Source organism: Lacinutrix sp. (genome assembly GCF_037625555.1).
Classification (GTDB): domain Bacteria; phylum Bacteroidota; class Bacteroidia; order Flavobacteriales; family Flavobacteriaceae; genus Lacinutrix.
This window is the reverse complement of the sequence record NZ_JASJHV010000123.1, coordinates 1-3,908: the sequence shown is the minus strand read 5'-3', so window position 1 is coordinate 3,908 and position 3,908 is coordinate 1. Positions and strand designations below refer to the sequence as shown.

Annotated in this window: 2 protein-coding genes; both read left to right on the top strand. The window is 32.3% G+C overall.

The genetic code is table 11. The features are described 5' to 3' along the window. Positions 1-288: 288 nt before the first annotated feature. On the top strand, positions 289-2,385 hold the full coding sequence (locus QNK89_RS10210; RefSeq protein ID WP_340170934.1) for a bifunctional aldolase/short-chain dehydrogenase: 2,097 nt from the start codon (positions 289-291) through the stop codon (positions 2,383-2,385). 118 nt (positions 2,386-2,503) lie between these two features. Next, complete coding sequence (gene fucP / locus QNK89_RS10205; protein ID WP_340170933.1) at positions 2,504-3,835, top strand: L-fucose:H+ symporter permease; 1,332 nt, start codon at positions 2,504-2,506, stop codon at positions 3,833-3,835. Positions 3,836-3,908 lie beyond the last annotated feature (73 nt).

The following is a 3,908-nucleotide window of genomic DNA, read 5'->3' as shown; positions in this document are numbered from 1 at the left end:
AATTACTGGTACTACACCTGCTGTATATAAATCTGGAAAATTCTCTTAAAAGACTTATCTTTTATAAGCGATATGTTTACTATATACATTTTTTAATTCATATATACTCTTATATAAAACCTTTTCAGATTTATGTCAACTTACTGATTTTGAAATAAATAAAAATATTAAACAGATAAAAACCGATGTAAAGACTATGTTTGCTAAATACACGACCTTGTTTGTTAGAGATAATCATATTACATCAATGAGTTTTTATTTTTGTATAAAATTATTTAATACAAAAAAATGAATACAAATTTTGACTACGTAGATTATTTATGGGATGATAAAAAAGCAGCAGCTTTAGGCGATGATCAAATTGCCTTGTTTCTTTATCGTTCTAATATTTTAGGAGCAGATTTAAGAATAACTAATTATGGTGGTGGAAACACAAGTTGTAGAACCACAGAGAAGGACCCACTTACAAATGAAGAAGTTGAAGTAATGTGGATTAAAGGCTCAGGAGGAGATATAGGTACTTTAAATAGAGCTGGTATTGCAGGAATTTACACTGATAGATTACGTGATTTAAAAAACGTTTATGGAGGATTAGAAGATGAAGATAGAATGGTTGGGTTATTTAATCATTGTATTTTCGATTTAGACAGTAAAGCACCTTCCATAGATACACCACTTCACGGCTTGTTACCATTTGCACATATAGATCATTTACACCCAGATGCTTTAATTGCAGTTGCTGCTGCAAAAGACAGTGAGAAAGTTACTAAAGAAATTTGGGGAGATACTATGGGTTGGGTTCCTTGGCAACGTCCAGGATTCGATTTAGGTCTTCAAATAGAAAAATGTTTAGCAGATAATCCAGGGATAAGAGGGATTGTATTAGGTTCTCATGGTTTATTTACTTGGGGTGATACATCTTACGAATGTTATATGAATAGTTTAGAAGTTATAGAAATGGCTTCTCAATTCATAGAAAAGAAAATAAAAGAAAAAGGGAGTGTTTTTGGAGGTCAAAAAATTGAAAGTTTACCAAAGGCTGAACGTCAAGAAAAAGCAGCTCAAATAATGCCTTTGTTAAGAGGTTTATGCTCTTCTGAAAACGGAATGATTGGGCATTTTTCTGATACAGATGTAGTAATGGAATATATTAATAGTAATGATTTAGAAAGATTAGCTCCAATGGGTACTTCTTGTCCTGATCATTTCTTAAGAACAAAAATCCAACCATTAGTATTAACGTTAGATAAAAATGAAGATCTATCTGATGCTAATGCAATTTTAGAAAAATTAGAGCCTGCATTTGCTGCTTACAGACAAGAATACCTTGATTACTATAATACGTGTAAAAAGGACAATAGTCCTGCTGTACGTGATGCGAATCCAGTAATTATTATTTACCCAGGAGTAGGAATGTTTAGTTTTGCAAAAAACAAACAAACTACTCGTGTAGCTAACGAGTTTTACATTAACGCAATTAATGTAATGCGTGGTGCAGAAGCTATTACAGCCTATACTTCATTACCAAGACAAGAAGCTTTTGATATTGAGTATTGGTTATTAGAAGAAGCAAAACTACAACGTATGCCAAAAGAACAACCATTATCTAGAAAAGTAGCTTTAGTTACTGGTTCTGGTGGTGGTATAGGAAGAGCGATTGCTGACAAATTAATTGCTGAAGGTGCCAATGTAGTGTTTACAGATATTTCTGACGATTTCTTAAAAGAAGCAACAACAGCCTACAGTGCAGATCAAGCCATTGCTGTTAATTGTAATGTTACCAGTAAAGAATCTATAGACAATGCAATGCATAAAGCAAGTCTTCAATTTGGTGGTGTAGATATTATTGTACATAGTGCAGGTTTAGCAATTTCTAAGCCAATAGCTGAAACTACAGAAAAAGATTGGGATTTATTACAAAATGTATTAGTAAAAGGACAATTCTTACTAGGTCAAAGTTTTGCTACTGTATTTAGAAAACAAAACCTTGGTGGAAGCATTGTAAATATTGCAAGTAAAAACGGATTAGTTGCTGGACCTAACAACGTTGGGTATGGTGCAGCCAAAGCGGCTCAATTACATATGTCTAGATTACTAGCTGCAGAATTTGCGCCAGATGATGTACGTGTGAATACCGTAAATCCAGATGGTGTAATTGTAGGTAGTAAAATTTGGGAAGGTGCTTGGGCAGAAGGACGTGCTAAAGCTTATGGAATTACAGTTGAAGAACTTCCTGCCTTTTATGCTAAAAGAAATTTATTGAATAAAATAATTACACCAAACGATATAGCAAATGGAGTATTTGCATTTTTAGGTATTTTAGATAAGAGTACAGGTAATATTATCAATGTAGATGGTGGAATTGCAAATGCTTTTGTAAGATAAAGTATCGTTTTATTATTTTTGAGTAAAATATGTAGAAATTTTTATATAAGAAGGACATTTATATTTCAGATACTTTTTGAGTATTTATGTCCTTTTCTAATCTTTAAACCAGAAAAGTGTGAGTAGTTCAGAAAGAAGTCCAGTAGTAGCAAAATCGGTTATCGTACCATTTATTTTAATCACGTCTCTTTTTGCTCTTTGGGGGTTTGCAAATGATATTACAAACCCAATGGTAAGGGCTTTTCAGAAGGTATTAGAACTATCCAATATAGAAGCTTCCTATGTTCAATTAGCTTTTTATGGAGGGTATGGGTGTATGGCTATCCCTGCTGCTTTATTTGTAAATAAATACTCTTATAAAAAAGGTATTTTAATTGGCTTGGGACTTTATTCTGTTGGAGCATTATTGTTTTTCCCTGCAGCTCAATATGAGAGTTATATTTTCTTCTTAGCATCTTATTACATTTTAACTTTTGGATTAGCATTCTTAGAAACCACTTCAAATCCATATATACTATCAATGGGAGCTGAAAAAACGGCAACAAGACGATTAAACTTTGCTCAAATGTTTAATCCAATGGGGTCAATTGGCGGTTTGTTAGTTGCTCAGAATTTTGTTTTGAATGCATTAAAATCTGATGACCAAACAAGTGATGGAAAACTTATATTTGACACTTTATCCGAAACAGCTAAAGCGTCAATTAGAACTTCTGATTTAGAAGTTATTCGAAATCCTTATGTTATATTAGGTTTTGTTGTATTACTATTTTTTATAATGATTAGTTTATTAAAAATGCCTGAGAATAAAGAGCAGGAAGTAACAATAAAATTTACAGATTCAATAAAAAGATTATGGAGCCAGCCAAAATTTGCATTTGGTGTCGTTTCACAAATTTTTTATGTTGGAGCGCAAATTATGTGCTGGACATATGTATATCAGTATGCCGAGACACTAGGTATAGACAGTAAAACGGCAGTTTGGTTTGGATTAGCAGGATATATTGTTCTTTTGGTAGGAAGAGTTATAGGTACGGCATTGATGAAAGATATTGATTCAGGAAAATTATTAATGTATTTTGCAATTGGAGCTTCTATAACCACCATTGGAGCTATAATTATACCAGGTACTACTGGAATATATTCTTTAATTGCCACATCATTATTTATGTCTATTATGTTTCCAACTATTTATGGAATAGCATTAGAAGGACAAGGACAAGACACTAAGTTTGGAGCTGCTTTTCTTGTAATGGCTATTGTAGGAGGTGCTCTTTTAACTCCTTTACAAGGTTGGATTCTTGACTTTGGAGGGACTGGTTATGAAGATGTTAGTTGGTTAGGGTTATCCGAAATGCGTTTTTCTTTCGTCATTACATTAGTTTGCTTTATTGTTATTGGTGTTTATGGTAAATTAGTTTATTCTAAATTTAATAAAAAAGCATTAATATAAAAAACACAGTTAATAACTAGAAATAGAAGGTAATATCTAGAAATCTGGTATACAAGAACTAGATATTTACTTA